General features: G+C 61.0%; 19 protein-coding genes and 1 tRNA gene. 16 read left to right on the forward strand and 4 right to left on the reverse strand.

Annotated elements, in window-relative coordinates:
* The first annotated feature begins 60 nt into the window (after positions 1 to 60).
* From BN1969_RS09545 to BN1969_RS09555, 3 genes are read left to right on the forward strand one after another with little or no spacing between them, the layout of a single operon-like run.
* Entirely contained in the window at positions 61 to 1176 is a 1116-nt protein-coding gene (locus BN1969_RS09545; protein ID WP_050624094.1) for an aminopeptidase, read from the forward strand.
* A gap of 22 nt (positions 1177 to 1198) precedes the next feature.
* Entirely contained in the window at positions 1199 to 2455 is a 1257-nt protein-coding gene (pepT, locus tag BN1969_RS09550; RefSeq protein ID WP_050624095.1) for a peptidase T, read from the forward strand.
* A 6-nt stretch (positions 2456 to 2461) separates the two neighbouring features.
* Entirely contained in the window at positions 2462 to 3535 is a 1074-nt protein-coding gene (locus tag BN1969_RS09555; RefSeq protein WP_050624096.1) for a M24 family metallopeptidase, read from the forward strand.
* A 252-nt stretch (positions 3536 to 3787) separates the two neighbouring features.
* Here the strand turns inward: BN1969_RS09555 and BN1969_RS18900 are convergent, their stop codons facing one another.
* Complete coding sequence (locus BN1969_RS18900; protein ID WP_077138826.1) at positions 3788 to 3883, reverse strand: helix-turn-helix domain-containing protein; 96 nt, start codon at positions 3881 to 3883, stop codon at positions 3788 to 3790.
* Between the two features lie 186 nt (positions 3884 to 4069).
* Positions 4070 to 4156, reverse strand: a tRNA-Leu gene (locus BN1969_RS09560).
* A 380-nt stretch (positions 4157 to 4536) separates the two neighbouring features.
* Between BN1969_RS09560 and rpoB the strand changes: the two genes are divergently transcribed.
* The 4 genes from rpoB to BN1969_RS09575 all read left to right on the forward strand — a co-directional run bounded on the left by rpoB (position 4537) and on the right by BN1969_RS09575 (position 13253).
* Complete coding sequence (gene rpoB, locus BN1969_RS09565) at positions 4537 to 8376, forward strand: DNA-directed RNA polymerase subunit beta (RefSeq protein ID WP_050624097.1); 3840 nt, start codon at positions 4537 to 4539, stop codon at positions 8374 to 8376.
* A gap of 23 nt (positions 8377 to 8399) precedes the next feature.
* Positions 8400 to 12068: a DNA-directed RNA polymerase subunit beta' gene (rpoC, locus tag BN1969_RS09570; RefSeq protein WP_050624098.1), complete on the forward strand. Its 3669-nt coding sequence runs from the start codon at positions 8400 to 8402 to the stop codon at positions 12066 to 12068.
* Between the two features lie 175 nt (positions 12069 to 12243).
* Positions 12244 to 12378 (forward strand): prepilin-type N-terminal cleavage/methylation domain-containing protein, encoded by a 135-nt coding sequence (locus BN1969_RS17960; RefSeq protein WP_147577055.1) that lies wholly within the window; start codon positions 12244 to 12246, stop codon positions 12376 to 12378.
* Positions 12379 to 12437: 59 nt separating this feature from the next.
* Positions 12438 to 13253 (forward strand): glycosyltransferase family 8 protein, encoded by an 816-nt coding sequence (locus BN1969_RS09575; RefSeq protein WP_050624099.1) that lies wholly within the window; start codon positions 12438 to 12440, stop codon positions 13251 to 13253.
* 242 nt (positions 13254 to 13495) lie between these two features.
* Here BN1969_RS09575 and BN1969_RS09580 read toward each other — a convergent pair whose 3' ends face one another.
* A complete protein-coding gene (locus BN1969_RS09580; protein ID WP_050624100.1) occupies positions 13496 to 14767 on the reverse strand; it encodes a serpin family protein in 1272 nt (423 codons plus the stop codon).
* Positions 14768 to 15340: 573 nt separating this feature from the next.
* Here BN1969_RS09580 and BN1969_RS09585 point away from each other — a divergent pair.
* The 9 genes from BN1969_RS09585 (at position 15341) to BN1969_RS09625 (ending at position 23787) form a co-directional block, all read left to right on the forward strand.
* Positions 15341 to 15580, forward strand: a complete 240-nt coding sequence (locus BN1969_RS09585; protein ID WP_050624101.1) for a ribosomal L7Ae/L30e/S12e/Gadd45 family protein — start codon at positions 15341 to 15343, stop codon at positions 15578 to 15580.
* Between the two features lie 98 nt (positions 15581 to 15678).
* Entirely contained in the window at positions 15679 to 16101 is a 423-nt protein-coding gene (gene rpsL / locus BN1969_RS09590) for a 30S ribosomal protein S12 (RefSeq protein ID WP_050624102.1), read from the forward strand.
* A gap of 230 nt (positions 16102 to 16331) precedes the next feature.
* Positions 16332 to 16802, forward strand: coding sequence for a 30S ribosomal protein S7 (rpsG, locus tag BN1969_RS09595; RefSeq protein WP_050624103.1), 471 nt, complete (start codon positions 16332 to 16334; stop codon positions 16800 to 16802).
* A gap of 14 nt (positions 16803 to 16816) precedes the next feature.
* Positions 16817 to 18922 (forward strand): elongation factor G, encoded by a 2106-nt coding sequence (gene fusA, locus BN1969_RS09600; RefSeq protein WP_050624104.1) that lies wholly within the window; start codon positions 16817 to 16819, stop codon positions 18920 to 18922.
* A gap of 125 nt (positions 18923 to 19047) precedes the next feature.
* Complete coding sequence (gene tuf / locus BN1969_RS09605; protein WP_050624105.1) at positions 19048 to 20247, forward strand: elongation factor Tu; 1200 nt, start codon at positions 19048 to 19050, stop codon at positions 20245 to 20247.
* A 212-nt stretch (positions 20248 to 20459) separates the two neighbouring features.
* A complete protein-coding gene (locus tag BN1969_RS09610) occupies positions 20460 to 21146 on the forward strand; it encodes a response regulator transcription factor (RefSeq protein WP_050624106.1) in 687 nt (228 codons plus the stop codon).
* Positions 21146 to 22096: a sensor histidine kinase gene (locus BN1969_RS09615; RefSeq protein WP_050624107.1), complete on the forward strand. Its 951-nt coding sequence runs from the start codon at positions 21146 to 21148 to the stop codon at positions 22094 to 22096. Before BN1969_RS09610 ends, BN1969_RS09615 begins: the two co-directional genes overlap by 1 nt.
* A gap of 66 nt (positions 22097 to 22162) precedes the next feature.
* Positions 22163 to 23092 (forward strand): ABC transporter ATP-binding protein, encoded by a 930-nt coding sequence (locus BN1969_RS09620; RefSeq protein WP_050624108.1) that lies wholly within the window; start codon positions 22163 to 22165, stop codon positions 23090 to 23092.
* Entirely contained in the window at positions 23080 to 23787 is a 708-nt protein-coding gene (locus BN1969_RS09625) for a hypothetical protein (RefSeq protein WP_050624109.1), read from the forward strand. The genes BN1969_RS09620 and BN1969_RS09625 overlap by 13 nt, the downstream gene beginning before the upstream one ends.
* Before the next feature lie 120 nt (positions 23788 to 23907).
* Here the strand turns inward: BN1969_RS09625 and coaBC are convergent.
* Positions 23908 to 24646 (reverse strand): bifunctional phosphopantothenoylcysteine decarboxylase/phosphopantothenate--cysteine ligase CoaBC (gene coaBC, locus BN1969_RS09630; protein ID WP_147577165.1); only part of this gene is annotated, 739 nt, incomplete at its 5' end.

The following is a 24646-nucleotide window of genomic DNA, read 5'->3' on the forward strand; positions in this document are numbered from 1 at the left end:
ATCCTTCTGCCCCGCTTTTTTCAATAGGATCAAAATCAGGAAAGGAAGTGCTCTGTCATTATGGAGGACCCGAGAATTCGCAAGTTTGCTCAATTTCTGATCCGGAGCGCGGTGGAGCTGCAAAAGGGGGAGAAGATCCTTATTGAGCTCCACGGCAGCGAGACTGGACTGATGAAGGCGCTGGTCCAGGAGGCCTATGCGGTGGGAGGAAAGCCCTTTATCCACATTTTTGACTATGGGGTGGAGGGGGCGCTGGTCCAGGGGGCCGACGCGGAGCATATGGAGGAGATCGCCTCCTATGAACTGGAGCGGATGAAGGATATGGACGCCTATATCGACATCCGGGCCACGCCCAACATCAGCGCATGGCACAATGTCAGTGACGAGGCTCAGCGCCGTTACCGCCAGTATTACTGGGGCCCCATCCACCTGGCCCAGCGGTGCAACCACACCAAGTGGTCCGTGCTGCGCTATCCAAACGACGCCATGGCCCAGCTGGCCGGCGTGTCCACCGAGGAGTATGAGGACTTCTATTTCCGGGCCTGTCTGGTGGACTACGACAAGATGGGGCGGGCTATGAGGCATCTGGAGAAGCTGATGGACCGGACAGACCGGGTGCACATCATCGCTCCAGGGACAGACCTTACCTTCTCCATTCAGGGCATACCCTGCTATGCCATGCACGGGAACCGGAATATCCCGGACGGAGAGGTCTATACCTCGCCGGTGCGGGATTCGGTCAACGGACATATCACCTATAACTGCCCCTCCCCTTATGACGGCTTCCTGTTCCGGGACGTGTATCTGGAGTTCCGGGACGGCAAGATCGTAAAGGCCACCAGCAACAACACCCCATATATGAATGAGATCCTGGATATTGATGAGGGCGCCCGGTACATCGGTGAGTTCGCCTTCGGGGTGAACCCAGTGATCACCCATCCCATCGGGGACATCCTCTTTGATGAAAAGATCGCTGGCAGCTTCCATCTGACGCCGGGCAACAGCTATGACAACGCCTCCAACGGCAATCATTCCGCCGTCCACTGGGACCTGATCCAGATCCAGACGCCGGAGTTCGGTGGTGGTGAGATCTGGTTCGATGATGTGCTCATTCGGAAGGACGGCCTGTTTGTGCTGGAGGAGCTGAAGTGCTTGAATCCGGAGAATCTGCTCTGAGAAGGATAAGGAGGATCATAGAATGGATACAGTTGTAGACCGTCTGATCCGCTATGCGAAGGTGTACAGCGAGAGCGACTACCATGCCGGGAGAGCGGTGACGCCCAGCACGCAGCGGCAGTTCGATATGGGCCGTCTGCTGGTGGAGGAACTCCACGGGCTGGGCATCGAGAACGCGGTGCTGGACGAGAAGTGTTATGTGTATGCCTCTGTGCCCGCCTCACCGGGCTGTGAGCATCTGCCCGCCATCGGCCTGATCGCCCACATGGACACTACCCCGGATATGACGGGGAAGGATGTGAAGCCCCAGGTGATCCATTACGAAGGGGGAGACGTGGTGCTGAACCGGGAAAAAGGGATCGTCATGGAGGCGGCCCAGTTCCCCGAGCTTCAAAAGTTTGTGGGGCAGGATCTGGTCTGCTCAGACGGGACCACCCTTCTGGGGGCGGATGACAAGGCGGGCATCGCCATGATCCTCCAGGCAGTGGAGGAGCTGCTGGCTGAGGGCGTGCCCCACGGGAAGATCTGCATCGGATTTACTCCGGATGAGGAGATCGGCATGGGGGCCAGCGGCTTTGATGTCAAAGGCTTTGGCGCTGATTTTGCCTATACGGTGGACGGCGGGGATATCACGGACTATGAGTACGAGACATTCAACGCGGCCAAGGCCACGGTTACCATTCACGGCTTCAGCATCCATCCCGGCACTGCGAAAGATAAAATGAAAAACGCCATCCTGATGGCCGGGGAATACAACGCGCTGCTTCCGGCCCTGGAAATACCGGGGCATACAGAGGGGTACGAGGGCTTTTTCCACCTCCAGGAGATGCACGGGACTGTGGAGAAAGCCGACATGATCTATATCGTCCGTGACCACAGCATGGAGAGGTTCCAGGAGCGGAAAGCGATGATGGAGAAAGCGGCGGCAGAGATTGACCGCCGCTATGGGGCGCACACGGCCGAGGTGGAGCTCCAGGACCAGTATTACAATATGCATGAGGTCCTGAAGGATCACATGGAGATCCTGGAACTGGCAGAGCAGGCCATGAAGGCGGCAGGCATTGCTGCCCCCACCCATTCGCCCATCCGGGGCGGGACAGATGGAAGCGTCCTGACCTACATGGGTCTGCCGTGCCCAAATCTGCCCAGCGCGGGACACAACGCCCACGGAAGGTTTGAATATGCGCCGGTGGAGTCCCTGAAGACCGGGGTGAGGATCATCAGGGAGCTGCTCTCTCCGGCGCTGGTAGAGTCCGTGATCTTGAAGAAGAAAGGCTGATGATCCATGTATCAGGAACGTATCAAAAGAGTGCTGGACTCCATGGAGGAGATGGGGCTGGACCAGATGCTGGTGTCTGACCCAGACAGCATCTGGTATCTCACCGGGTATGACGTGTTTCCCTTTGAGCGCCTGTTTGCTTTTTATCTCCGCCGGGACGGGCACCACAAGCTGTTTTTGAACAGGCTGTTCCCTGTGCCGGAAGCTCCCTATGAGCAGGTGTGGTCCTCCGACACCGATGATGCGGTGGCGATTTTGGCCTCCCATGTGGACGGAAAGAGCGCCCTGGGGATCGACAAGGAGTGGCCGGCCCGGTTCCTTCTGCCCCTGATGGAGCGCAATCCGGACAGCCGGTATATAGTGGCATCCGACTGTGTGGATCACGCCAGGGCCTGCAAGGACGAGGCGGAGCGGGAGCTGATGCGGGCGGCCTCCCGTATCAATGACACAGTAATGGAACGGGCGGCGGCCTTCCTCCAGGAGGGGATCACGGAGCGGGAAGTGGCCGACTATATCATAAGCCAGTACGCGGCGGAGGGCTGCGACGCTGTGGCGTTCCAGCCCATTGTCTCATTCGGCGCCCACGCCGCCGACCCCCATCATGAGGCGGACCAGACCCGCCTGAAGGCGGGAGACTGCATTGTTATCGATATGGGCTGCCGGAAAGACCGGTACTGCTCCGATATGACCCGCACCTTCTTCTGCAAGACTGCGGACCCCAAATACGCGGCCATCCATGACCTGGTCCGCAGTGCCAATGAGATCGCGGAGGGAATGATCCGTCCCGGCATCCCCCTGCGGGAGCTGGACATCGCGGCCCGGGAACATATCGCTTCGGCGGGCTATGGTGAGTACTTCACCCACCGCCTGGGGCATTTTATTGGCCAGACAGAGCATGAGAAGGGGGATGTAAGTGCAGTCACAGAGCTGGTAGCCAAGCCTGGAATGATCTTCTCCATTGAGCCAGGAGTGTACCTCCCTGGTCAATTCGGGGTCCGGGTGGAGGACTTGGTGCTTGTGACGGAGGAGGGCTGTGAGATCCTCAACCACGTGGACAAGCATTGGAAGACGGTGGGCTGAGAGTGGAGCTCCCATAAAATGAGAGCATACTCTGTTTTTGAATCGGGATTGACAGCGGCTCCCGGGGCCGCAGAACGAACCATCGTAAAACGAGGCAAAAGCCTCCCCAATAAGAAATCAGCCCCGGACAGAGATCCTGTCCGGGGCTGATTCCATAAAAAGCAGCGTTGGCTTAGGACGGACAAAACCGGGGAATGCCGGCAAGGGCGCGAAGCGTTCATCTTGACCCTTGCACGGCATTCCCCGGTTTTGCTACTTCTTCGTAATGGCATGCATCAATTTGCTTTGCAAACGGCCTTTCATATATGGGTCTATCTGCTTATGGGGCTGCCCGCTTTCATCGATTATATTTCACCATACTCATATAATGCCCCCTGCCTATATTGTAAATTATACCAAAATTTATCTGGAAACCCTACTCTTTTCTAAAAGAGTGGTCTTAATCTGCGATTAGCCATTTGGCTATTTTTCTTTAAATATAACAAATAATCCGAACCCATTTCCTATCGGAAACAAGTTCGGATTATATTGGTTTGGTGCCGGTGGTGGGACTCGAACCCACACGATGTCGCCACCAACGGATTTTGAGTCCGTCACGTCTACCAATTCCATCACACCGGCATATTTGATCAAGTACCAATTAATTATATAACAAAAATGGGATGGGCGCAAGAAAAAAATTTTGCCCTTTTCCTAAGAAGAAAGAAAAATTTACAGAAAGCCCCTTGACAAGTTAAAGGCTTTCATGGTAAAGTAAAATGCTTTTATATCCTCATAAAAAGAGCACGGTCCCCCATGCTCCACGGAAACTATAACATAGGCCCCGGAAGTTGACAAGAGGAAAGTTGAAAAAGGTTCAAACTGAGCCGGGTGTTCGCAAAAGGCGCGGTTTGGCGCTTTTGTGCACAACGACGGGGAAAATGCGGAAGAGAGCCGGGAAAGGACCGAAAAACAGTAGATTCACCCCTTTCAAATCAAAGAAAGTGAGTTGATTTTTAGAAATGACGGTCAAGGACGTATATTACGGAAAGACCCTGCGAAAGAGCTTTGCCCGCTATCAGGAGATCCTGGAGATGCCCAATCTGCTGGAGATCCAGAAGAAGTCCTACCAGTGGTTCCTGGACGTGGGACTGCGGGAGGTCTTTCGGGACGTAGCCGCCATCACTGACTACGCCGGCAACCTGGAGCTGTCCTTCATCGACTACTCCATGGACGAGAAGCCCAAGTATGACGTGGAGGAGTGCAAGGCCCGGGACTGCACCTACGCCGCGCCCATCAAGGTCCGGGTGCGCCTGCGCAACAAGGAGACCGAGGAGATCAAGGAGCAGGAGATCTTCATGGGAGATTTCCCCATCATGACCAATTCCGGCACCTTCGTCATCAACGGCGCTGAGCGGGTCATCGTCTCCCAGATCGTCCGTTCCCCCGGCATGTACTATACCCGCACTGCGGACAAGGCGGACAACCTGACTTTCGCCACCACCGTCATTCCCTATCGGGGAGCCTGGCTGGAGTATGAGACCGACCTGTCCGACGTGTTCTATGTGCGCATCGACAAGAACCGCAAACTGCCTATCACCTGCCTGATCCGGGCCATCGGACCCAAGACCGACGCCGAGATCATCGAGATGTTCGGTGAGGACGAGCGCATCCAGTCTACCCTGGAGAAGGATACCTGCAAGAACTATGAGGAGGCCCTGCTGGAGATCTACCGTAAGCTGCGTCCCGGCGAGCCTCCCACGGTGGACTCCGCTGAGAGCCTGCTCAACGGCCTGTTCTTTGATCCCCGCCGCTACGACCTGTCCGCGGTGGGCCGCTATAAGTTCAACAAGAAGATGGCTATGGGCAGCCGCCTGTCCGGCCACACCCTGGCCATGCCCGTGGCCGACCCCCGTACCGGTGAGATCATCGCCGAGGCCGGGGAGAACCTGACCAGGGAGCGGGCCCGGGAGCTGGAGGACCGAGGGGTCAATGAGGCTGTCCTGGATGTGGACGGCAAGCTGGTGAAAGTGTTCGCCAACAACATGGTGGATATGAAGAACTTCGTGGACTTTGACCCGGAGGAGTGCGGCATCACCGAGAAGGTGTCCTTCCCCGTGCTGTGCCAGCTCCTGGAGCAGTACTCCGGCGAGGAGCTGAAGGAGGCGGTGGCCGACCACGTGGACGACCTGGTGCCCAAGCACATCACCGTGGCGGACATCATGGCCTCCATCAACTATCTCAACGGCCTGGCCCACAACGTGGGCACCCCCGATGACATTGACCACCTGGGCAACCGACGCCTGCGCTGCGTGGGCGAGCTGATCCAGAACCAGTTCCGCATCGGCTTCAGCCGTATGGAGCGGGTCATCCGGGAACGCATGACCATTCAGGACTTGGACGTGGTTACCCCCCAGAGCCTGATCAATATCCGCCCTGTCACCGCTGCCATCAAGGAGTTCTTCGGGTCCAGCCCTCTGTCCCAGTTCATGGACCAGACCAACCCCCTGGCCGAGCTGACCCACAAGCGCCGTCTGTCTGCCCTGGGCCCCGGCGGCTTGTCCCGTGACCGGGCCTCCTTCGATGTGCGCGACGTCCATTACAGTCACTACGGCCGCCTGTGCCCCATCGAGACCCCCGAAGGTCCCAACATCGGCCTGATCTCCTATCTGGCCTCCTACGCCCGGGTGAACCGGTTCGGCTTCATCGAGACCCCCTACCGCAAGGTGGATAAGGCCACCGGCAGGGTCACCGACGAGATCGAGTACATGACCGCCGACGTGGAGGATGAGTACACCGTCGGCCAGGCCAACGAGCCGGTGGATGAGAACGGCTGCTTCGTCAACGAGCGCATCACCTGCCGCCACCGCAACGAGATCATTTCCGTGGACCGCAACAGCGTGGACTACGTGGACGTATCCCCCAAGATGATGGTCTCCGTGGCTACCGCCATGATCCCCTTCCTCCAGAATGACGACGCCAACCGCGCCCTGATGGGCGCCAACATGCAGCGCCAGGCTGTGCCCCTGCTCCGGCCCGAGGCACCCATCGTGGCTACCGGCCAGGAGCATAAGAACTGCATCGACTCCGAGGTGGCCATCCTGGCGGAGGGGCCCGGCGTGGTCACCAAGGTGTCCGCCCGGTATATCACTGTAAGATATGACAGCGGCGAGACCAAGGAGTACCGCCTGACCAAATATCTGCGCTCCAACCACACCACCTGCATCAACCAGCGGCCCATTGTCAATGCAGGCCAGCGGGTAGACTATCAGGACGTACTGGCCGACGGCCCCTCCACCGACCGGGGCGAGATCGCCCTGGGCCGGAACATCCTCATGGGCTTCATGACCTGGGAGGGCTACAACTACGAGGACGCCGTGCTGCTCAACGAGCGCATGGTGAAGGAGGATGTGTTCACCTCCATCCATATCGAGGAGTATGAGACCGAGTCCCGGGATACCAAGCTGGGCCCCGAGGAGATCACCAGGGACATCCCCAATGTGGGCGAGGACGCCCTGAAGGACCTGGACGAGCGGGGCATCATCCGGGTGGGCGCCGAGGTGCGTTCCGGCGATATCCTGGTGGGCAAGGTCACCCCCAAGGGCGAGACCGACCTGACCGCCGAGGAGCGCCTGCTCCGGGCCATCTTCGGCGAGAAGGCCCGGGAGGTCCGGGATACCTCCCTGAAGGTGCCCCACGGAGAGAGCGGCATCATCGTGGATGTCAAGGTCTTCACCCGGGAGGCAGGTGACGAGCTCTCTCCCGGCGTCAACGAGGTGGTCCGGGTCTACATCGCTCAGAAGCGCAAGATCTCTGTGGGTGATAAGATGGCCGGCCGCCACGGCAACAAGGGCGTGGTCTCCCGCATCCTGCCCCAGGAAGATATGCCCTTCCTGCCCGACGGCACCCCCCTGGATATCGTGCTCAACCCTCTGGGCGTGCCCTCCCGTATGAACATCGGTCAGGTGCTGGAGGTCCATCTGGGCTACGCCGCCAAGGCCCTGGGCTGGAAGGTGGCCACCCCCATCTTCAACGGCGCCAACGAGCAGGACATCCAGGAGTGCCTGAAGATGGCCGGCCTGGCCCGGGAGGTGGGCTATGACGAGCCCCTGATCGGCAAGCAGCTCTATCTGGCACCCCAGGAGGAGGGCGGCGAGCTGCGGGCCCTCACTCCGGAGGAGATGGCGGACAACGTCCAGGTCCGGGAGTGGCAGAAGGCCGGCCAGCTGCGTCTGGTGGACGGCAAGAACTGGCTGTACGACGGCCGCACCGGCGAGCGGTTCGACAACCCGGTCACTGTGGGCTACGTCTACTTCCTGAAGCTGCACCACCTGGTGGACGACAAGATCCACGCCCGCTCCACCGGCCCCTATTCTCTGGTCACTCAGCAGCCTCTGGGCGGCAAGGCCCAGTTCGGCGGCCAGCGCTTCGGCGAGATGGAGGTGTGGGCCCTGGAGGCCTACGGCGCCGCCTATACCCTCCAGGAGATCCTGACGGTGAAGTCCGACGACGTCACCGGCCGTGTCAAGACCTATGAGGCCATCGTCAAGGGCCACAACGTGCCCCGGCCCGGCGTGCCCGAATCCTTCAAGGTGCTCATCAAGGAGCTCCAGTCCCTGTGCCTGGACATGAAAGTGCTGGATGCGCAGGGCAACGAGATCGAGCTGAAGGACGACGACGAGGACGCCTACCAGCCCGGCCGCCGCGATGACGACGACGATTTCTATTTCTCCGCGGAGGACTCCGACTTCTCCGCCGCCGGCTACACCCTGAAGGGGGAGAGCGACGACGATGACCTGGAAGTGGGAGAGAGCACGAACGATTCCATGGACGGAGAGGACTTCTCCGACGAGGATTTTTGAGAGAAAAGGGAGGAGATTGAACGATGAGTTATACGGAGTTTGACGCCATTCAGATTGGCATCGCCTCCCCTGAGCAGATCCGCGAGTGGTCTTACGGCGAGGTCAAAAAGCCGGAGACCATCAACTACCGCACCCTGAAGCCGGAGCGGGACGGCCTGTTCTGCGAGCGCATCTTTGGCCCCACCAAGGACTGGGAGTGCCACTGCGGCAAGTACAAGAAGATCCGCTACAAGGGCAAGATCTGCGACCGCTGCGGCGTGGAGGTCACCCGGGCCAAGGTGCGCCGGGAGCGCATGGGCCACATCGAGCTGGCCGCCCCGGTCTCCCACATCTGGTACTTCAAGGGTATCCCCTCCCGGATGGGCCTGCTGCTGGACATCAGCCCCCGCATCCTGGAGAAGGTGCTGTATTTCGCCGCCTATATCGTCACTGATCCTGGCTTCTCCCCCCTGGCCAAGAACCAGATCCTCTCCGAGAAGGAGTACCGGGACATGCGGGAGAAGTATGAGGACGACTTCGACGCCGGCATGGGTGCCGAGGCGGTCAAAAAGCTGCTCCAGCAGATCGACCTGGAGCAGCTCTCCCAGCAGCTGCGCAGCGAGCTGAAGGACGCCTCCGGACAAAAGAAAGCCCGGATCGTCAAGCGCCTGGAGGTGGTGGACGCTTTCCGCCTCTCTGGCAACAAGCCCGAGTGGATGATCATCGATGTGCTGCCCGTCATCCCCCCGGAGATCCGCCCCATGGTCCAGCTGGATGGCGGCCGGTTCGCCTCCTCTGACCTGAATGACCTGTACCGCCGGGTCATCAACCGCAACAACCGCCTCAAGCGGCTGATCCAGCTCAACGCCCCGGACATCATTGTACGCAATGAGAAGCGGATGCTCCAGGAGGCGGTGGACGCCCTCATCGACAACGGCCGCCGGGGCCGCGCCGTCACCGGCGCCAACAACCGGGCCCTCAAGTCCCTGTCCGACATGCTCAAGGGCAAGCAGGGCCGCTTCCGCCAGAACCTGCTGGGCAAGCGCGTGGACTACTCCGGCCGAAGTGTTATCGTGGTCGGCCCCAGCCTGAAGATCTACCAGTGCGGCCTGCCCAAGGAGATGGCCATTGAGCTGTTCCGCCCCTTCGTGATGAAGAAACTGGTGGAGGATGGTCTGGCCAACAACATCAAATCCGCCAAGAAGATGGTGGACAAGGGGGCTCCCGCCGTGTGGGACGCCCTGGAGTTCGTCATCAAGGACCACCCGGTGATGCTCAACCGCGCGCCCACGCTGCATCGCCTGGGCATCCAGGCCTTCGAGCCGGTGCTGGTGGAAGGCCGTGCCATCAAGCTTCATCCCCTGGTGTGTACCGCCTTCAACGCCGACTTCGACGGCGACCAGATGGCCGTCCACGTCCCCCTGTCCGCCGAGGCCCAGACCGAGGCCCGCATCCTGATGCTCTCCGCCAACAACCTGCTGCGGCCCCAGGACGGCGGCCCAGTCACCATCCCGACCCAGGATATGATCCTGGGCTCCTACTACCTGACCTACAGCCGGGAGGAGGAGGGCACCGGCCATATCTTCGCCGACAAGGATGAGGCCCTGCTGGCCTATGACGCCAAGATCGTCACGCTCCACTCGCCCATCAAGGTCCGCCTCTACCGGGAGGTGGACGGCATGATGCGCTACAAGCTGGTGGAGACCACGGTGGGCCGCCTGATCTATAACGACGCCATTCCCCAGGACCTGGGCTTCGTGGACCGCTCCGATCCAGAGACCATGTTCGACCCGGAGATCAACTTCGTGGTGGGCAAGAAGCAGCTGGGCAAGATCATCGACAAGTGCATCACCAAGCACGGCTTTACTGTATCCGCCGGCGTGCTGGACGCCATCAAGGACCTGGGCTACCACTACTCCACCGTGGGCTCCCTGACCGTGGCCATTGCGGACATGACTGTGCCTGCCAAGAAGTATGAGCTCATCGGCCAGACGGAGAAGGAGATCATCAAGATCGACCGGCAGTACCGCCGCGGCCTGATCACCAACGACGAGCGCTACCGCCTGTCCGTCCAGGCGTGGGAGAAGACCACCAACGACGTGACCGACGCCCTGCGGGAGTCCATGGACCGCTACAACCCCATCTTCATGATGGCCGACTCCGGCGCCCGCGGCTCCATGGCCCAGATCCGTCAGCTGGCCGGCATGCGCGGCCTGATGGCCGACACCTCCGGCCGCACCATCGAGATCCCCATCAAGGCAAACTTCCGTGAGGGCCTCAGCGTGCTGGAGTACTTCATCTCCTCCCGAGGCGCCCGAAAGGGCATGGCCGACACCGCCCTGCGTACCGCTGACTCGGGTTACCTGACCCGCCGTCTGGTGGACGTGTCCCAGGAGGTCATCATCCGGGAGGAGGACTGCGGCACCCGGGACGGCATCGAGGTCAGCGAGATCGAGGAGTACGGCCAGGTCATCGAGACCTTTGCCGAGCGCCTCCACGGCCGCTACCCCGCCGAGGACATCGTGGACCCCGCCACCGGCGAGCTCCTGTTCAGCCGGGACACCATGCTCCGCAATGAGGACGCCAAGGTGCTGGAGGCCCACGGCATCCACTCTGCCAAGATCCGCTCCGTCCTCACCTGTGAGGCACGCAGCGGCGTGTGCGCCAGGTGCTACGGCATCAACCTGGCCATCGGTGAGCCTGTAGGCGCCGGCGAGGCGGTAGGCATCATCGCCGCACAGTCCATCGGCGAGCCCGGAACCCAGCTGACCATGCGTACCTTCCACACCGGCGGCGTGGCCGGCGGCGACATCACTCAGGGTCTGCCCCGAGTGGAGGAGCTGTTCGAGGCCCGTAAGCCCAAGAAGATGGCCCAGCTGGCCGAGATCAGCGGCCGGGTGTCCATTGAAGAGACCAAGCGCAACATTATGTGCAACGTGACCATCACCGCCGACGACGGCGAGGTGGTGACCTATGCCCTGCCCTATGCCGCCGGCCTGCGCATCAAGGACGGCGACGTGGTGGCCAAGGGCGACCAGCTCACCGAGGGTGCCCTGTCCCCCCACGAGGTGCTGCGCATCCGCGGGCTGTCCGCCTGTCACAACTATCTGATCCGCGAGGTTCAGAAAGTGTACCGTCAGCAGGGCGTTGACACCAACGACAAGCACATCGAGGTCATCATCCGCCAGATGATGCGGAAGGTCCGGGTGGAGGACGCGGGAGATTCCGACCTGCTCTCCGGCGCTACCATCGACATCATCGAGTTCTGGGACGCTGAGAAGGCTGTGAGGACCCGCATGGAGGCCGGGGAAAAGAACGAGATGGGCGAGGACCTGCGCCTGCCCACCTGCACCCGTCTGCTCATGGGCATCACCAAGGCATCTCTGGCCACCGATTCCTTCCTGTCCGCCGCCTCCTTCCAGGAGACCACCAAGGTGCTCACCGAGGCCGCCATCAAGGGCAAGGTGGACCACCTGCTGGGGCTGAAGGAGAATGTCATCATCGGCAAGCTGATCCCCGCCGGTTCCGGACTGGCACAGTACCGCAAGGACGACCCCATCGACGAGAACGGCAATCTGATCACCGCGGGGACCGCCGGCGCAGTGGAGGCCGAGCCCTTGGAGGAGCCGGAAGAGGAGGGCTTTTTCGCCGAGGAGGAGCCTGAGGTGGAGGCCGCTGCCGACACCCAGGAGGACAGCGGAACGCTGGTGTAATATCGCTCCTTCCCCAACAGAACAGCACGTCCAGTGAGAAAGCCCCGGCGCATGCGCGCCGGGGCTTTTTGTCAGTTTGGTTGTTTCCCACCCCAGGGCGGCGGCTGGGGAGGGCAGTCGGAACGGGTGAAAGGGAAATAAGCGCTGTTGAAAGTTATGTCAACTGAAAAACACCTTGACGGAAGAGGAGGCGGCGGGCTATCATAGAACGAAAAGGAGGGGGAGCACCATGATAGAGTGGCTGATGGCGCTGGTGATGGCGGGGATCGTGGCCCTCTGGCTGTATCAGAACGGAAAGGACGGAAAATAACGGGGCCGGATGCCGGTCCTGTACCCGCTGCCAGGGAGGCGGCGGAAGAGGAGGAACGTATGGATCTGCTGGTGACATTGGATCAGAATTACCTGGGACCGCTGCGGGTGCTGCTGGGCTCCCTGTTTCTCAATGATCCAGGGGAGGAATTTCATATCTATATGATCGAAGAGGGGCTGACCGGGGCACAGGTGGAGGAGCTTTCCCAGCTGTGCCGGGCCCACCACAGCCAGTTGCACCCGCTGGAGGTCCCGGACGGCCTGTTCACGGACGCACCGGTGGTGCGGTACTACTCCCGGGCCATGTACTACCGCCTTCTGGCGGCAGAGCTGCTGCCCCGGGAACTGGACAGGGTGCTCTATCTGGACCCGGATATCCTGGTGATCCGACCGGTGCGGCCCCTGTATGAGACACAGCTGGGAGACAGCCTGCTGGCGGCGGCCAGCCACAGCGGGTTGACCGGGATGTCTGACTATGTAAACAAGATCAGGTTGTCCAACTATGAGGCGGAGAGCTACTACAACTCCGGTGTGCTGTTGATGAACCTTCCCCAGATGCGGGAGGAGATGCGCCCGGCAGATATTTTCGCCTACGCCAGGGAGTACGAGGAGCGGCTGATCCTGCCGGACCAGGACATCCTCAACGGCCTGTACGGCACCCGGATCCTGGGTGTGGACGACAGTGTGTGGAACTATGACGCCCGGCGATATGACCGCTACTGGCTGGGCAGCCACGGGGAGAAGGATATGGACTGGGTGATGGACCACACGGTGTTCCTCCACTTCTGCGGCAAGAACAAGCCCTGGTCCAGAGGGTATGAGGGACATTTTTCCGCCCTCTATAAGCACTACCAGCGCCTGCTGGGAGAGGTGTAACGCAGAGAGGCTGTCGAAAAAGTAGTAGCCTGCCGCACGCAGGGCCTGACCGCCTGCGGCGGACAAACCCCACATCTGCAGCCTGAGAAGTGTTTTCCCCGGCGTACATGCCGCCGGGGAAAACAGGTCAGAACTGGATTTGCGCCTGCGTGTGCGAACTCTGGGAGGCTTTTTCCATAAGCTGAGGGGCGCGGCCTGGAATCAGGCCGCGCCCCGTGATCTCGACATAGGGCCCTGACGGATCATAGGCCTTCAAACGTGCCCAGGAACAGGGGCACTCCGTTCTGCAGGTCCACGATGCCATAGAGGAAGGGGCGGTCGAAGATCAGGGTGACGCCCTCCTGGGGCGGGGCGGCGCCGGATGCCGCGGCAACCACTGTGGCGGCCGCCGCCTCGGTGCCCTCCTCATTGACTTCGATCCTGGCGGCATGGATCACCTGGGAGAGGTAGTATCCCCTGGGGTCATCCCCCAGCAGGGAGAAGTCGGCCAAGTCCGGGTCAAAGGCGTCCGTCAGTCCAAGAGCGGCCAGGGCGTCTTTCAGCTCTCCCGACCACTCCTGCTCAAATTTGGGCAGGGACAGGCGGAGGAAGAAGGTCTCCTCCCTGCCGGAGAGGAGGGCGGACAGCCCCTCCCCGGTGAGGGAGGACAGCCAGCGATCAAAGTCCGGGACGCCGGAGGACTGCCGGGGCATGAGGGCGAAGAAAGCCAGCCGCCCGTCGTCATAGGGGAGGAGGACGCCTTCGTCGCTGCCGCTTTGGAGATAGGTCAGAGAGCGGGAGAAGTGCTGGAGGAAGTCCAGGGGCTCCGCAGTTCCGTTGGCCCGGGTGAAGTCCCGTGTAACGGTGTCGCTGGGGTCGAATTTGGTCGCCCAGGTGTTCTTCAGGTAGAGGGCATTGACCATCAGGGCGGCGGCGTCCTCCCCGAAGGGCCGCTGGATGATCTGGGGGATCATGCCTGCGGTATGGTCTGACACCCAGCTGTTGAGGGCGGGGACGATGACTGGGGCGGACAGGTCCTCCTGGAACACCTGAGCGTCGAAAATGCCGGAGCATCTGCCTACAAAGTCTTCTTGCATACGGCCCTCCGGGTCGGTCCACAGGCTGTTGGCAATGGAGCACTCCGTGGAGCCCCCCAGTCCTCCATAGAGTTTCATGAGGGCAGAGCAGGAGACGTTGAGGGCCTCCAGGCTGGCACCGTCCCCCAGCACCTCCCGGAACTGGTCCAAGGTCTCCCCATCAGCACCATTGGCGGCCATGGATAGTGCCAGGGCCGCGGAAAGGGGGGATAGGAGCGTTCCCTCCCCCTCCTGGCGGGCAGTTTTCAACAGGTCCAGCCCAAATTCAGACAGGGCGGACCAGACGGCGGGGGTCTCCAGGTCATAACGCATCATCTCCTCTTCGGAGATCGTCACCGGCTGGGCAGAGAGAGGCTGCGGGGCGGCAGAGGCGGAGCAGCCCGACAGAGCGGACAGCCCCAGGGTGCAGGTGAGGAGCAGGGCGGAGACGCGTTTCATAAGATCCCTCCTTGCTTTTTTGATAGGGCTTGTGTGGGACAGCACTGTGATGGCAGGGGACTCTCACGCCTTTTACTCTGTTAGACGGCGGAAGGGGAAAAAAGTTCCTTGGGGAGGAAAAATAAAGGAGGGAGGACGCAGGGCGGCCTGTGGGATGCGTGTCCTTCCCGTCCCCGCGCAGGGGACCAGACCCGCAGGGCAGAACATCTCTAACAGTTCCTATGGCTGCGACTGGGACGGGAGAAGGAAGGCCTCTCATCCGTCGCGGCATACGCCGCGGCACCTTCCCCCAAAAGGGAAGGCTTTGGGCGGGCAGAGCCCTTTGGGCCATCCTGCGGCTGGGACGGGCAAGATGCACACCGCTCCCGGTCCCGCGGGGAACAGGAACGACCAGGGGAAGCTTTGGCCCAGGGATATAAGATGGAGTTTTGAGTTTTGCATCAAAACAGAAGAAAATTTGCTCTTGACGGCGGGCGGAGACCATGGTATAATCCGAAATTGCGGTGGTAGGGGCATTCTGCCCTTTTACCCGATGAAACGCCCCCGGCGACGGGGGAGAGGAGGGGCACCGAAATGCTCGAAGAACTGAAAGCAGGTTCCAGGGTCGTGGGAGCCAAACAGACCCGGCGGGCCCTGAAGGACGGACGCGCAAAAAGGGTCTACATGGCCAAGGACGCCGACCCCAGGCTCCTCCAGCCGCTGGTGCAGGAGGCGGTGCGGCAGCGCGTCCCCCTCATCCAGGTGGACACCATGCGCCAGTTGGGAGAGGCCTGCGGCATCTCCGTGGGCGCCGCCATCGTGGCGGCGGTATGACCCCATATTTTTGGTTTTAACAGAATAAGGTCTTCCTGATTCTGTTAAAATATATATTACGCCCCAATGTGGGCAGAAATCGAGAAAGGAGGAAAAACATGCCTACTTTTAATCAGCTGGTCCGGAAGGGCCGTGAGCAGGTGACCTACAAGTCCACTTCCCCCGCCCTCCAGCATGGCCTGAACACTCTGAAGAGCCGTCAGACCGACCTGCACGCTCCCCAGAAGAGAGGTGTCTGCACCGCGGTGCGTACTTCCACCCCCAAGAAGCCTAACTCCGCGCTGCGTAAGATCGCCCGTGTGAAGCTGACCAACGGATACGAGGTCACTGCCTATATCCCCGGTGTCGGCCACAACCTGCAGGAGCACTCCGTGGTCATGATCCGCGGCGGCCGTGTCAAGGACCTGCCCGGTGTGCGTTACCACATCATCCGCGGCTCTCTGGATACCCAGGGCGTCAACGGCCGGATGCAGGCCCGTTCCAAGTACGGCGCCAAGCGGCCCAAGGCCGGCAAGAAGTAATTTTTTGCGGAGCAAAAAATTGCTGTATGGGCGGATATCACCCGCCCGCCGCTCAAATCTGCTGAGATTTGAGGCTTGAATTGCATTGTGCGTTCTGCGCAAGGCAAACCGCCTTGCCGAGCGTTTTCCTATATTTTTTAATATGGGCAGACCTCGGACAGGCATTACACAAACTGCAAGGCAGTTTGAGTACCTATGATTTCTAATTTTATAAGAAGGAGGGAAGCAAAGTGCCCAGAAGAGGAAATGTACCCAAGCGGGAGGTTCTGCCCGATCCGCTGTATAACTCCATCCTGGTTACCAAGCTTACCAACAGCATCATGCTGGATGGCAAGAAGGGTGTGGCCCAGAAGGTGGTCTACGGCGCCTTTGATATCATCAAGGAGAAGACCGATAAGGACCCCATGGAGGTCTATACCCAGGCTCTCGAGAACATCATGCCCTCCCTGGAGGTCAAGGCCCGCCGTGTGGGCGGCGCCACCTACCAGGTGCCTATCGAAGTGCGTCCCGAGCGCCGTCAGACCCTGGGGTTGCGGTGGCTGACCACCTATGCCCGGGCCCGCAGTGAGAAGACCATGAAGGAGCGCCTGGCCGGCGAGATCATGGACGCCGCCAACAGTCTCGGCAACGCCGTCAAGAAGCGCGAGGACACCCACAAGATGGCTGAGTCCAACAAGGCGTTCGCTCACTACCGCTGGTAATAAGGAGAAACAGTATGCCTAGGAAAGTTACCTTAGAGAATACCAGAAACATCGGCATCATGGCCCACATCGACGCCGGCAAGACCACCACCACCGAGCGCATCCTGTACTACACCGGCGTCAACTATAAGATCGGTGAGACCCATGACGGCACCGCCACCATGGACTGGATGGCTCAGGAGCAGGAGCGCGGCATCACCATCACCTCTGCCGCCACCACCTGCTACTGGCAGGGGACTAAGAACCAGTTCCCCCAGACCCGTCTGAACATCATCGACACCCCGGGCCACGTGGACTTCACCGTGGAGGTGGAGCGCTCCCTGCGCGTGCTGGACGGCTCTGTTACCGTCATGTGCGCCAAGGGCGGCGTAGAGCCTCAGTCTGAGACTGTCTGGCGCCAGGCGGATAACTATAAAGTTCCCCGCATGATTTACGTCAATAAGATGGACATCATGGGCGCCGATTTCTACAACGTGCTCAACATGATCCACGAGCGCCTGAAGTGCAATGCGGTGCCTGTCCAGCTGCCTATCGGCAAGGAGGACACCTTCAAGGGCATCATCGACCTGGTGGAGATGGACGCCGACATCTACTATGATGAGATGGGCAAGGACATGCGGGTGGAGGAGATCCCCGCCGACATGATGGAGCTGGCCCAGGAGTACCGCACCAAGCTGGTGGACGCCTGTGCCGACATCGACGACGAGATCATGGAGCTGGCGCTGGAAGAGAAGCCCATCCCCCAGGAGAAGCTGCGTGCCGCTCTGCGCAAGGGGACCATCGAGAACCTGGTAGTCCCCGTGACCTGCGGCACCTCTTACCGCAACAAGGGCGTGCAGAAGCTGCTTGACGCCATCGTGGACTTTATGCCCTCCCCCCTGGACATCCCCGCCATCAAGGGCGTGAACCCCGACACCGAGGAGGAGGACGAGCGTCCCGCTGACGACAACGCCCCCTTCTCCGCTCTGGCCTTCAAGATCGCCACCGACCCCTTCGTGGGCCGTCTGTCCTTCATCCGTGTGTATTCCGGCGTGCTGAACACCGGCACCACGGTGCTCAACTCCACCAAGAAGCAGAAGGAGCGCATCGGCCGCATCCTCCAGATGCACGCCAATCACCGGGAGGACATCGAGTGCGTCTACTCCGGCGACATTGCCGCCGTGGTGGGCCTGAAGAACTCCACCACCGGCGACACCCTCTGCGACGACAAGCACCCCATCATCCTGGAGTCCATGGAGTTCCCCGAGCCCGTCATCCGCGTGGCCATTGAGCCCAAGACCAAGGCCGGCCAGGAGAAGATGGGCCTGGCGCTGGTGAAGCTGGCGGAGGAGGACCCCACCTTCAAGACCTACACCGACGAGGAGACCGGTCAGACCATCATTGCCGGCATGGGCGAGCTGCACCTGGAGATCATCGTAGACCGCCTGCTGCGCGAGTTCAAGGTGGAGGCCAACGTGGGCGCGCCTCAGGTCGCCTACAAGGAGACCATCAAGAAGCAGGTGGAGCAGGACACCAAGTACGCCCGTCAGTCCGGCGGTAAGGGCCAGTACGGTCATGTCAAGATCCGTGTGGAGCCCAACGAGTCCGGCAAGGGCTATGAGTTTGTCAACGCCATCGTGGGCGGCGCCATTCCCAAGGAGTATATCCCGGCGGTCGATGCCGGTATCCAGGGAGCCATGCAGGCCGGCGTGCTGGCCGGTTACCCCGTGGTGGACGTGAAGGTCACCCTGTACGACGGCTCCTTCCACGAGGTGGACTCCTCTGAGATGGCCTTTAAGATCGCCGGCTCCATGGCCTTCAAGGAGGCCTGCCGCAAGGCCAACGCCGTGCTGCTGGAGCCCATCATGAAGGTCTCCGTCATCGTCCCCGAGGAGTATATGGGCGACGTCATGGGCGACCTGAACAGCCGCCGCGGCCAGATCCTGGGCATGGAGGCCCGGCCCGGCGCCCAGCAGATCGACGCCCTGGTGCCTCTGGCCAACATGTTCGGCTACGCCACTGACCTGCGTTCTTCCACCCAGGGCCGCGGCCAGTACTCCATGGAGCCCCACAGCTATGTGGAGATCCCCAAGAGCATCGCGGACAAGATCATCGCCGAGCGCGGACGCAGCGAGGGCTGATTTTCACAGGAATTACGGGAAATTTCAGTTGCATTTTTCCCAGTAATACGATACAATGTTTGCGATATCCATCATATCGCAGTCAAAACATCATTTGAATGAAATGATATAAGGAGGAAATTCCAATGGCTAAGCAGAAGTTCGAGCGCACCAAGCCCCATGTCAACATCGGCACCATCGGCCACGTTGACCACGGCAAGACCACCCTGACCGCCGCCATCACCAAGTATCTGGCTCTGAAGGGCCAGGCTCAGTATGAGGACTACTCCAGCATCGACAAGGCTCCCGAGGAGCGCGAGCGCGGCATCACCATCAACACCGCCCACGTGGAGTATGAGACCGACAAGCGTCACTATGCTCACGTTGACTGCCCGGGCCACGCCGACTATATCAAGAACATGATCACCGGCGCTGCTCAGATGGACGGCGCCATCCTGGTCATCGCCGCCACCGACGGCCCCATGGCTCAGACCAAGGAGCACATCCTGCTGGCCCGTCAGGTCGGCGTGCCCGCCATCGTGGTCTTCCTGAACAAGTGCGATCAGGTGGACGACGAGGAGCTGCTGGAGCTGGTGGAGATGGAGGTCCGTGAGACCCTGTCCGGCTATGAGTTCCCCGGCGACGAGATCCCCATCATCAAGGGCTCTGCTCTGAACGCTCTGACCTGTGAGGGCGGCGTGGACGATCCTGACTTCGCCTGCATCAAGGAGCTGATGGACGCTGTCGACGACTATATCCCCACCCCCGACCGTAAGGCCGACCAGCCCTTCCTGATGCCCGTCGAGGACGTGTTCACCATCTCCGGCCGCGGCACCGTCGCCACCGGCCGTGTGGAGCGCGGCCAGCTGAAGGCCGGCGAGGAGGTCGAGATCGTTGGTCTGACCGACGAGAAGAAGAAGACCGTCGTCACCTCTATGGAGATGTTCCGTAAGACTCTGGACTACGTCGAGGCCGGCGATAACGTGGGCTGCCTGCTGCGCGGCGTCGCCAAGACCGACATCGAGCGCGGCCAGGTTCTGTCCAAGCCCGGTTCCATCCATCCCCACACCAAGTTCACCGGTCAGGTGTACGTCCTGTCCAAGGACGAGGGCGGCCGTCATACCCCCTTCTTCAACAACTACCGTCCTCAGTTCTACTTCCGTACCACCGACGTGACCGGCATCATCACTCTGCCCGAGGGCACTGAGATGTGCATGCCCGGCGACAACGTGGACATGAAGGTGGAGCTGATCACCCCCATCGCCATCGAGAAGGGCCTGCGTTTCGCCATCCGTGAGGGCGGCCGCACCGTGGGTTCCGGCGTTGTCATTGCCATCGAGGAGTAATTCAAGCTCCTTTTGGAAAAATCCCTGCCTTTGGCAGGGATTTTTCTTTTTCTCGAAAGAGCCCGGCAGCCCTGAGATCCATCCGGCTTTGCCCTACTTCTGATCTGTACCCATTCCGATAAGAAAAGGCCGGACGTACCGGTCGTTCCTTGATTTCTGGCCCGGACCGGGATACAATAGAGATACTGTCCGAGTGGAGCGGAGGTGCGAGAATGAAGCTGCTGTTGGTAGAGGATGACAGGGAGATTCAGGAGATGCTGGGGGACTATCTGCGGACGGAGGCCTATGAAGTGGTCTGTGCGTCCAACGGGCGGGATGCATGCCGGCTGTTCGACGAGGGCGGGATCGGTCTGGTGCTGCTGGATCTGATGATCCCTCAGGTCAGCGGGATGGACGTGATGGAACACATCCGAAAGAAGAGCGTGGTGCCTATCATCATCCTGTCTGCCCGGGACACGGAGGCGGACAAGACCTTGGGGCTGGGTATGGGGGCAGATGACTATATCACAAAGCCATTCTCCGTAGCGGAGGTGCTGGCCCGGGTCAGGGCCAATATCCGGCGGGTGACCCAGTATGCGGAGCCGCCGGAGAAGAGCATGGTCCTTACAGCCGGAGCGCTGCGCCTGGATGGGAAGGAGCGGACAGTGACCAAGGCGGGGGAGCGGATCGAGCTGACCGCCAAGGAATTTGACATCCTGAAGCTGCTGATGGCGAATCCTAAACGTGTGTACACCAAGGCCCAGCTCTACACCCAGGTGTGGAACGATGCCTACTGCGGAGACGAGAACGCGGTCAGCGTCCACATCAGCAGGCTGCGCGGCAAGATCGAGGACGACCCACGGGACCCGAGGTATGTGGCGACAGTGTGGGGCATCGGCTACAAATTGGGGGAGAAATGATGGACGATACAGTGCTGACCGCCCTGCTGTGTGCCGCTGTGGCGGCGCTGAGCGGGGCAGTCCTCTATCAGCGGATCGTTCTCCAGGCGCAGATGCGACAAAGTCTGGAGGAGATGACCGCCGTCCTGGGCAGGGTACTGGACGGGGAGAGCGGGGAGCAGGTCATGGTCTTCACCCAGGACCAGGCTCTGACCGGTTTGATCGCCCAGATCAACCGGCTGCTGGAGGAACGGCAGAGAAGGCGGGCGGAGTACCGCCGGACGGAGCAGGCAGTCCGGCGTATGCTCGCCAACATCTCCCACGATATCCGAACCCCCATGACGGTGGTGCTGGGGTACCTGGAGATCATGCGGCTGCGGAAGGAGTGCCGGGAGGAGCTGCTGGAAAAGGTGGAAGCCCGGGCGGGGGAGGTCATGGAGCTGATGGATCGTTTTTTCACCTTAGCCAAGCTGGAGGCAGGGGATATGGAGCTGGAGCGGTCCAGGGTAGACGTAGGTGAGGTCTGTCGGGAGACTGTGCTGGACTTCTACCAGATCCTGACCCGCCAGGAGATCCGCGTGGAAGCAGAGATCCCGGAGGGAGCGGTGTGGGGGTGCTGTGATCGGGAGGCGCTGCGCCGCATCCTGAACAACCTGATCTCCAACGCGGTGCGCTACGGCGGCGACGGCGGATATCTGGGCGTGTCCCTGAGAGAAGGGGAGGACGCCCTGTTCCTGGAGGTGGCGGATCGCGGAAAGGGAGTCGCACCCGGAGCGGGGGAGCAGGTGTTCCAGCGCCTGGTCACCTTGGAAGACAGCCGAAGCAGCGGAGAGGGGAGCGGACTGGGGCTGTCCATCGCCAGAGAGCTGGCCCGGCGAATGGGAGGAGACATTGACCTGGAGAGTGTCCCCGGACTCCGCACTGTCTTTACGGTCAGACTGCCCAAATGGCAAGACGAAAGAGATTCGTAAGAATTGCGCAAATTTTCTGAAAAGTCCTGGGACTACAATGGGAAGGTGAAAGGAGGCAGAAGACACATGCCGTATATTCTGCAAACGGACCGCCTGACCAAGATCATTGGAGAAAAAGAGTTGGTCCGGGACGTGGACCTCCATGTAAGGAAGGGAGAGATCTACGGATTCCTGGGCCCTAACGGGGCGGGAAAGACCACAGTGATGAAGCTGGTGACCAACCTGTGGAAGCCCACCGGGGGCCGCGTGCTGCTGTTCGGAGAGCCCCTCACGCCCACCTCCTACGGGGTGCTGAAGCGGATGGGCAGCATCATCGAATTTCCCACCTTCTATCCCCACATGACAGGCCGGGAGAATCTTCAGATCCACTGTGACTATATGGGGTACAGCCGTCCCAAGGGCGTGGAAGAGGCGCTGGAGCAGCTGGAGCTGGACGACGCTGCAGACCGGCCGGTGGGGAGCTACTCCCTGGGTATGAAGCAGAGGCTGGGGATCGCCCGGGCCCTGCTGTGCAGGCCTGAGCTGCTGATCCTGGACGAGCCCACCAACGGCCTGGACCCGGCGGGCATCAAGCAGGTGCGGGATCTGCTGAAGCGGATGAGAGAAGAATATGAGATGACCGTGATGGTCTCCAGCCACATCCTCGGAGAGATGGAGGCCATGGCGGACACCGTGGGGATCATCCACCGGGGGAGGATGCGGGAGGAGATCTCTCTCCGTGAGCTGGAGGGAAGGGGCACCTCTTATCTCCATCTGACCGTGGACGACCCGGGGAGGGCCAGTGTCCTGCTCAGTGACGTGATGCACTTGGGCAGCTTCCGGGTCATGAAGGGCGGCATCATCCGGATCTATGACCGGCAGGCGTCCCCCCAGGAGGTGGCTGGCGTCCTGGCCCGGCACCATGTGGCGGTGGAGGAGATCGGAAGAAGATCGGAGACGCTGGAGGAGCACTTTTTGAAGCTGACATCGGAGGAGGGCAGCACATGGGAAAGCTGATCGAACTGGAATGGCGGAAAAACCGGATCGGGAACTGGGTGAGATGGGCGGCTCTCCTTGGGGCGGCGCTTGGCCTGCTGATTTTTGCCATGGCTTTCCTGGGGATCGCCAACGACCCGGAGACCGGTGTGCCTGACGCGGCGCCGGGGCATGGAGGAATCTCGTCCCCCATCGAACTGCTGACCAGTATGTGTTTTTTGGTGTTCACCGGGGTGATGCTCTCTGTTTTCATCGTGGGAGCCTATCAAAACGGGACCATGTCTCTTGTGTTCTCCTACCCCGTCCGGCGGCAGAAGCTGCTGGCGGCCCAGATGCTGGCGGTGTGGATCTTCTGCTTCGGCGCCCTGGCGGCGGCGAAGCTGTTGCTCTACGGCTGTGTGCTGGCAGGGAGCCGGTTTCTCCCCTCCGCCTTCCCTCTGGACTTTGACATGACCCGGAGAGTCTTCTATGGGCAGCTGTTCCTGCGCTCTGCCGTGACGGTCACAGAGGGCTTTATCGCCTTGTTTGCGGGGCTGGCCCTGCACTCGGCCAGAGCTGCCATTGTGACCTCCTTCCTGCTGGTTTTGCTGACCCAGGCCAACATTGGGAGCTTTACCATGGCGGACAGCGCAGTATTTCCCGCGGTGCTGACCGGCATCTCGCTCCTGTGCGCCCTGCTCAGCCTGCGGGGGGCGGAGACGCGGGACCTGATGTAAGGAAGGTGGAAGGACCGGGAGCGGCCGCAGATCAGAACAGAAGAGGAGGAGCCGCCCATTCCTGTGGGCGGCTCCTCCTTTGCACGTATGGGGAGAAAATGGGACTTGCAGCGGTCCGGCTCAGCAGCCGGCCATGGCCAGGGCCCGGTCCAGGATGGTGCCGGCGGCCTCCTCCTTGGACATGAGGGGCAGTTCCTCCGCACCGTCCGCGGTGATGAGGGTGAGCACGTTGGTATCCACCCCGAAGCCGGCCCCTGCCACCTTCAGGTTGTTGGCGCAGATCATGTCCACCTTTTTTTTCTCCAGCTTGGCCCGGCTGTTCTCTACCATGTCCCGGGTCTCCATGGAGAAGCCGCAGATGAACTGGCCAGGGCGGCGGTGCTCCCCCAGATAGGAGAGGATGTCATGGGTGCGGGACAGAGGGATGGACAGCTCCCCGTCCTTCTTTTTCATCTTGTCCCCGCTGTACTGGGCCGGGGTGTAGTCCGCCACGGCGGCGGCCTTAAAGATAAAGTCGGCCTGCTGGCAGGTGCGGGACACCGCCTGGAACATGTCCTCCGCGGAGATTACAGGGACCACTGTGACGAAGGGAGGGGGCTCCAGGGCGGTGGGACCAGAGATCAGGGTGACCTCCGCCCCCCGGAGCATGGCCATCCTGGCGATGGCGTAACCCATTTTTCCGGTGGAGTGGTTGGTGAGGTAGCGCACCGGGTCCAGGGACTCCTGGGTGGGACCGGCGGTGACCAGGACCCGCCGGCCCGCCAGGGCGTGGGGGGGGGCCAGGACGCGGAGGATGTGCTGGACCAGAGGGGCCGGCCCCGGCCTCTTGCCGGGCCCCCAAGCGCCGCCGGCCAGCCGG

The sequence above is a fragment of the Clostridium phoceensis genome, from assembly GCF_001244495.1.
In the GTDB taxonomy this organism is placed as follows: Bacteria; Bacillota; Clostridia; order Oscillospirales; family Oscillospiraceae; genus Lawsonibacter; species Lawsonibacter asaccharolyticus.